Here is a 7,018-nt window from a genome sequence, read left to right on the forward strand (position 1 = left end):
AAGTGGCGTCCCCAAGGGGATTCAAACCCCTGTTACCGCCGTGAAAGGGCGGTGTCCTAGGCCTCTAGACGAATGGAGCGCAAGTAGAAAGTTTTGCAACTTCAAGAATGTAAGATAAATGCCTAGGTGCTTACATTCAAAACCTTAATCAATTTTTGGTGGAGCTAAGCGGAGTCGAACCGCTGACCCCTTGCATGCCATGCAAGTGCTCTACCAACTGAGCTATAGCCCCTTTGTTAAGGTGGGCGTATTATATAAAAGACCCTAAGCCTTGTCAAATAGTTTTTAAAATAAGATTTAAAAAAACCGATAACTTATTGAAAATTATCGGTTTTTAATTAGCTTATTCTTGATTTAAAAAGTTTGGCAAAGCCTTATTTGTCTCTTCCAATTTTTTGAGTTTCTTTTTACCAAGTCCGCCCAAAACTTCACAGGCATGGCGTAGTCGTGATAAAGTCATGTCTGCCCCGATGACGTACATGGAGTTCATCACAGGCGTGCTAGACGTTGAGCCTGCAATCGCCACAAAAAACGGTTGCATAAAGTCTTTTAATTTAATCTCAAAATGCCCTGCCAAGCCTTTTAGGGTTTGATAAATGTTATTTTCGCTCCACTCGGGCAAGGCTTCTAGTTGCCATGTGGCAAGATAGAGAATTTCAAGTAATTTATCATTATCCAGCGTTTTATGGGCAAAATCGTCTGGGGTAACGTTTGGCAAATTTTGAAAATAAAAGCCCGCCCAATTTACCGCATCGGACAACACGTTAATGCGTGGCTGAATGGCTTTGGCTATGGCGGTCAGCTTATCATCATCGCTTGCCCACGCCAAAATCTTCGCCTTTAACTCGTCCGCACTCATCGCACGCAGGTATTCGCCATTGAGCCAGTAGAGTTTTTCAATGTCAAACACAGGTCCACCAAGCGACACACGCTTAATATCAAAGCTCTCAATCATCTCATCTAGGCTAAATTTCTCGGCTTCATTTGGCAAGCTATACCCCATACGCCCCAAGTAGTTAATCAAGGCCTCAGGCAGTACGCCTGCGTCCTTATAATAGGTGATTGACGTGGGGTTTTTGCGTTTAGAGAGCTTGGATTTGTCGGGGTTACGCAGTAGGGGCATGTGGCACAAAACAGGCATTTCCCAACCAAAATACTCGTACAGAAGTTTGTGCTTGGGAGCGGAGTTGATCCACTCTTCGCCACGAATGACATGGCTGATTTGCATTAAATGGTCGTCCACGACATTGGCAAGATGATAGGTCGGTAAGCCGTCTGTTTTTAGTAGAACCTGCATATCAACTGTTTCCCAAGGAATGCTAATCTCGCCACGAAGCAGGTCGTGAATCACGCACTCGCCGTCGGTTGGCACACGCATACGAATGACAAAAGGCTTGCCACTTTCGGCAAGTTTATCGCTCTCTTCACGGCTAAGATTGGCATAACGTCCGTCATAACGCACGGGCAAGCCTTGGGCTTCTTGCTCTTTACGCATTTGGTCTAGCTCGTCTGTCGTGCAAAAACAGCGAAAGGCATGACCTTTGTCAAGGAGTTCTTGGGCGTATTTTTTGTAAATCTCGGAACGCTCGGACTGGCGATAGGGGGCGAACTGTCCGCCCACGTCAGGGCCTTCACTCCATGTCAGACCCGCCCATTTTAGGGCATTTAAAATCATCTGTTCAGACTGCGCGGTAGAGCGGACTTGGTCGGTGTCTTCAATGCGTAGGATAAACTCGCCCCCTTGTGATTTGGCAAAAACCATATTAAACAAGGCGATATAAGCCGTGCCAACGTGCGGAAAGCCAGTTGGGGATGGAGCGATACGGGTGCGAATGGGTTTGGTGGTTTGAGTACTCATGAATTGCTCGTTATTGAATCTTATGTGAAATTAAATCTAAAGTGAATGATATAAAAGCATAAATCTGTGGCTATGATACCAAAATACGCTTGATTTTTGTAGTGGAAAGTGCGCAGGGCTTTAAGATTTTGGCAACAATTACCACACAAAAACGGATTGGATTATCAAAAAATCCTTGATAGAATAAGTAGTTAAATATTTTTTATGATGTTATTTTGTTTTTTATAATAACTTGTTGTGATTTTTTACAAAAAATTAGTGCAAATGATGGAAATCACTTGACTATACAGCAGGGATTGAGATAATACACGCTGAAAAAATCTCGCGCAAAATCTAGCTTTTGCCACCTTTTGGAAATCATCATGAGCCAGCCCGACGCACCCCAAGCTTTCACTCACGAAACTGTCCTATTAAAAGAGACGGTGGTGATGCTGTTGGGCGTTAAAAACTTAGATGATGCCAAAAAAGGATCATTTGATGGCATCTATGTGGATGCGACCTTTGGGCGAGGTGGTCACAGTCGGCTATTATTGGAATATCTAAGTGATGATGCCCGCTTGTTGGTGTTTGATAAGGACGTCGAGGCGATCGCTGTGGCGAACGAGCTTGCCAATGCTGATGCTCGCGTGACAGTGATTCATGACAGCTTTGCCAGTTTAAATGAGCAATTAAAGACACTTGGCATTGACCACGTCGATGGCATCATGGCAGACCTTGGCGTGTCCAGTCCACAGCTTGATGATGGTGCACGCGGATTTAGCTTCATGCGAGATGGTGCGGTTGATATGCGCATGGATACCACGCGCGGCGAACCTGTTAGCGAATGGCTGATGCGGGTGGATGCTGATACTTTGGCAGATGTGCTGTATGAATATGGCGAGGAGCGCCACAGCCGTAAGATTGCACGCGCCATTAAGTCGATGGAAAGTTATGATTCGACGCTGGCATTGGCAGAAGTCATTAAACAGGCTCATCCAGCATGGCAAAAAGGCAAACATCCTGCTACTCAGAGTTTTCAGGCGATGCGTATTTATATTAATAACGAGCTTGGCGATGTGGATGATTTTTTGGTGCAAAGCTTGAGCGCGCTCAAAGCTGGTGGTCGTTTGGCGGTGATCAGCTTTCATTCATTAGAAGACAGACGTATTAAGCAGTTTTTGAATAATCACAGTCGTGGTCGCTGGGAAGGTGATGACAAGCTACTCATGCCGCCTGTGCGTACGAAGTATTTTGGCAAGGCGCTTAGAGTTGCCCCAAGCGATGCAGAAGTTAAGGTCAATCCGCGTGCCCGAAGTGCATGGTTGCGTGGGGCAGAACGCACCGACGCGATGTATGTTTGATTTTAGATTATTTTAGGTTTTTTAAGTTTAGGTTATTGCAATCACATCATGAACGATAAACACGCCCATCTTATCCCACCAAAAACCCAATCCGACAGCAGTGTCGGCATGATTGGGCTGTGTCGCCTGATTTTGGGGCTGCTTGTCGCTGCCATCATATGGACGGGCGTGAGCATTTCTGTGCAGACTCAGGCGCATCATGAAGCTTATCGCAACCTCCAAAAACTCAAAAAAGAACTGACCGCCATGCAAGTAGAAGAGCAGCGCCTACTCATTGAACAGCAGACCTTTAGTGCCACGCCTCAGGTTGCTCGCCGAGCGGTGAGTGAATTGGGCATGTTCTTCCCTGCCGGTGATTCACGCCGAGTTATTGCACCAACCACGGCTGACACCCAATCGAATAAGGCGGCTCAGTGATGAAAAAACCTGATCAAAAACAAGGCGCATCATCTAAAGTCACGCCACCACTGCGCAAAAAAACCACCAAAAACAAAGCCAATCCTGTCCAAAATTACCAAGAAGGCTCATCAAGATTCGGGTCATTGTTCGGTGGATCTGGTAAAAAACGCCGCCAAAAAGCCGCCACCATGTTGGGCGGATTACAAGACGTTGGGCGTTATAAATTCGCTTGGGCTATTGTGGCTGTCTGTTTTGCCATTTTATTTGCTCGGGCGTTTTATTTGCAAGATATTAACTCATCGTTTTTGATTGAGCAAGGCGAAAAGCTCATCACATCGAAGCGCTCGGTGCCTGTATATCGTGGCATGATTACAGACACGACGGGCGCACCACTGGCGGCGAATGCGCCTCTATCGACTGTAGTATTTAGCCCATATGATTACGCGGTGGAGTACTACAGACTTGATAAAATCATCAAAACCAGCCAAAACGCCAAAACCATCGCTAAGGCCAGCGAAGACCTTAAGCAGATGGATTTGGTGAAATTGGCGGCAACAGCGAATTTCCCACTAGAAAAACTTCAAAATGCCGTCGCAATCAAACACGACCTTGATCTGAGCAATGAAGAGGCGGTAAATGCAGCACTGCCAAAAGGTGCAGGTTCACGCCGTCTGATCATACTACCAAAAGCACCGCCTGAGATCGTTGAGCCGTTGATGGCGCTTGATTTTGTTGGGATTAGTGAAGAGAAGTTCTTCCAAAGATATTATCTACAAGCCGAGCCATATGCGCAGATTCTAGGCTACATGGCGCAATCTAGCGATGAAAAGAATGGCGGTTATGTGGGTCGTGCAGGTATCGAAGCCAAGTATGAAAAACAGCTGGCAGGTGAGCGCGGACAAGTGCTCATCCTAAAGGACGCCCGTCAGTCTGCCATCAAAGAAATCAAAGAAATCAAACCGACCGTTGAAGGTCAAGACATTCATCTGACCATCGATTCGCGCTTGCAGTATGTCCTTTATAAGGAGCTTGAGCAAGTAGGGCGCACTCAGTCGGCACGTTCAAGCTCGGGCATCGTGGTGGATGTCTTGACTGGAGATGTGTTGGCATTGGGTTCTTGGCCATCATTTAACTCAAATAATCTGTCAGAGCGTACCGGTGCTAATGAGCGTAATCGCCCTGTGTTAGATACCTTTGAGCCGGGTTCTGTGATGAAGCCATTCACGGTGGCGGCAGCATTAGAGTCGGGCAAATATTCTACCAGCTCTCTGATTAATACCTCGCCAGGCAGCCTATATGTGGGCGGCGGATACACCATTCGAGACAGCGGTAATTATGGCGCCATTACGCTTGCCAAGCTGATCCAAAAATCCAGTAACGTCGCTTCTGTCAAGATCGCATTTAGCTTACCTGCCAATGCCATCTCTGACATGCAAAGACGCTTTGGTTTTGGTCAAAAAACAGCTTTAAATTTCCCAGCCGAAGCCTCAGGTGGTGTTAGCGACCCTAGCGAAAAAGAATATTCTCGCCGTGCAACCCTAAGTTATGGCTATGGTCAGACAGTGACGCTTGCTCAAGTCGCCCAAGCTTATGCCGCCTTGGCAAATAACGGCATGCTAAGACCGCTGCGCTTGGTAAAAGAAGATGAGCTGCCAGAGCCTACCCAAGTTATCGAGCCTAAGAACGCCCAAGCTATCATGAAGATGATGGAGCTGGTCACCGAACAGGGCGGTACAGCGCGTGCGGCAGCGATTAATGGCTATCGTGTGGCGGGTAAGACAGGTACGTCACGCCGTACTAACCCGAATGGTGGTTATTACACCGATCAGTATCGTACGACTTTTGCGGGAATTGCACCTGCATCGAATCCACGTTTTGCCATTGCGATCTTGGTGGAGGATCCGCGTCGTCAATTCTATGCGGGTCAAGTCTCAGCGCTGGTATTTCATAATGTTATGAAAGAAGCACTGCGTCTGTATAATGTACCATTTGATAAGCCATTACAGCTAAACTGATTAAACTGATGAACACAAAAGCATCATAAGGAATGAGCCATGAAACCAATTACCCTAGCACAGCTGTTCGATGATTTGCAGTTGCAGATGCTTGATGAGATTGCTCAGAGTGTCGCACATGTGCCTTTTCATCGTTTTTGCTTGGATAGCCGTAAGATGTCTAAGGGTGATGTATTGGTGCTTTTGTCCAGCTTTAGCCATCAAGATGATGCGCTGGAGCGAGCCAATCAATACCTGACATCTGTAGAGGATAAAGTCGCGTTTGTGTTGTCACAGATTGACCCTAAACTGCTTGATGTGAGCTTTAGCAAGCCAATTGTTTATCTGCCAACGATTCGACATTATTTGGGGGATTTGATCGCGGCGCGTTTTCAGGCGGATAAGCCCGCCAAGCTGCCGACGGTGGTTGCGGTGACAGGAACCAATGGCAAGACAACAGTCAGCCAGTTGGTCGCTCAGCTGTGCGAGCTGTCAGGCGTGCCTTCTGCCATCATGGGAACGGCGGGTAATGGACGCCTGCACGCGCTTGTGCAGTCGGCGAATACGACAGGCGATGTCTTGGCGGTGCATGAATTCTTATATCAAATGGCGCTCGATGGCGTGGAAGTGGTGGCGCTAGAGGCGAGTAGTCATGGACTGCATCAGCATCGACTACAAGGCGTGCCTGTGCAAGTGGCGATCTATACCAACCTGTCGCATGATCATTTGGATTATCACGCCGATATGGAAGAGTACCGCGCTGCCAAGGCAAGGCTGTTCGACGAGGGGTATTTTAGTACATTGACCTGCGGCATCATTAATCAAGATGCCAGCTATCCTTTATTAACCAAGAATCACACCGCCAAATATCAGCTGCTTACGTACAGCCAACAGGATGATGGTGCAAATTATTTTGTCAAAGAGATTGCGCCCAGCCTTGATGGTGTAGGTATTGAGCTTGTCGCTCAAGGCGAGTACATCACCCTAAAGAGCCCGCTCTTAGGCTTATTCAATGTCGATAATCTGATGGCGGCAGTTGCGGCATTTTTGGCGTTGTTTCCTGAGAGACGAGCCGAGCTGCCTGAACTGGTCGCCCAATTACAAGGCGCGCGCGGTCGCATGCAGCGCATCCCTTCTAAGGCAGGGTCTTTTATTGTGGATTATGCGCACACGCCAGATGCACTGGAGCAGGTGCTAGTCAGTTTGCGCAAGCATTGCACGGGCAAGCTAATCGCGGTGTTCGGATGCGGTGGCGATAGAGATAGAACCAAGCGCCCCATCATGGCAAAAGCAGGCGTCACCCATGCCGATGTGTCGATATTCACCGCGGACAACCCTCGCTCAGAAGACCCTAATGCCATCTTAAAAGACATGCAGATCGATCTTACCTGCGAAGAGCATTATAAGGTCATTATCGAGCCTGATCG

Annotated in this window: 5 protein-coding genes and 1 tRNA gene; 4 read left to right on the forward strand and 2 right to left on the reverse strand. The window is 47.6% G+C overall.

The genetic code is table 11. The features are described 5' to 3' along the window. Positions 1-156: 156 nt before the first annotated feature. Together GY683_RS07210 and gltX are read right to left on the reverse strand one after the other, a co-directional pair. Positions 157-232, reverse strand: a tRNA-Ala gene (locus tag GY683_RS07210). 111 nt (positions 233-343) lie between these two features. Continuing rightward, the gene (gene gltX / locus GY683_RS07215; RefSeq protein ID WP_297288092.1) at positions 344-1,858 is read right to left on the reverse strand and encodes a glutamate--tRNA ligase; all 1,515 of its coding nucleotides are present in this window, start codon (positions 1,856-1,858) and stop codon (positions 344-346) included. A gap of 362 nt (positions 1,859-2,220) precedes the next feature. Between gltX and rsmH the strand changes: the two genes are divergently transcribed. The 4 genes from rsmH to GY683_RS07235 form a co-directional block, all read left to right on the forward strand. Beyond that, entirely contained in the window at positions 2,221-3,198 is a 978-nt protein-coding gene (rsmH, locus tag GY683_RS07220) for a 16S rRNA (cytosine(1402)-N(4))-methyltransferase RsmH (RefSeq protein ID WP_297288093.1), read from the forward strand. A gap of 48 nt (positions 3,199-3,246) precedes the next feature. Next, positions 3,247-3,615, forward strand: a complete 369-nt coding sequence (locus GY683_RS07225; protein ID WP_046695947.1) for a cell division protein FtsL — start codon at positions 3,247-3,249, stop codon at positions 3,613-3,615. After that, the gene (locus GY683_RS07230) at positions 3,615-5,612 is read left to right on the forward strand and encodes a penicillin-binding protein 2 (protein ID WP_297288094.1); all 1,998 of its coding nucleotides are present in this window, start codon (positions 3,615-3,617) and stop codon (positions 5,610-5,612) included. Before GY683_RS07225 ends, GY683_RS07230 begins: the two co-directional genes overlap by 1 nt. A gap of 39 nt (positions 5,613-5,651) precedes the next feature. Beyond that, positions 5,652-7,018, forward strand: a 1,367-nt coding sequence (locus GY683_RS07235) for a Mur ligase family protein (RefSeq protein ID WP_297288095.1), incomplete at its 3' end; no start/stop codon positions are given.

The sequence above is a fragment of the Moraxella sp. genome (assembly GCF_024227015.1).
In the GTDB taxonomy this organism is placed as follows: Bacteria; Pseudomonadota; Gammaproteobacteria; order Pseudomonadales; family Moraxellaceae; genus Moraxella.

Excerpts from the sequence above, each read along its gene's own strand:
- rsmH (WP_297288093.1), top strand. The coding sequence starts at position 2,221 with ATGAGCCAGCCCGACGCACCCCAAGCTTTCACTCACGAAACTGTCCTA.
- GY683_RS07230 (WP_297288094.1), top strand. The coding sequence starts at position 3,615 with ATGAAAAAACCTGATCAAAAACAAGGCGCATCATCTAAAGTCACGCCA.
- gltX (WP_297288092.1), bottom strand. The coding sequence starts at position 1,858 with ATGAGTACTCAAACCACCAAACCCATTCGCACCCGTATCGCTCCATCC.
- GY683_RS07225 (WP_046695947.1), top strand. The coding sequence starts at position 3,247 with ATGAACGATAAACACGCCCATCTTATCCCACCAAAAACCCAATCCGAC.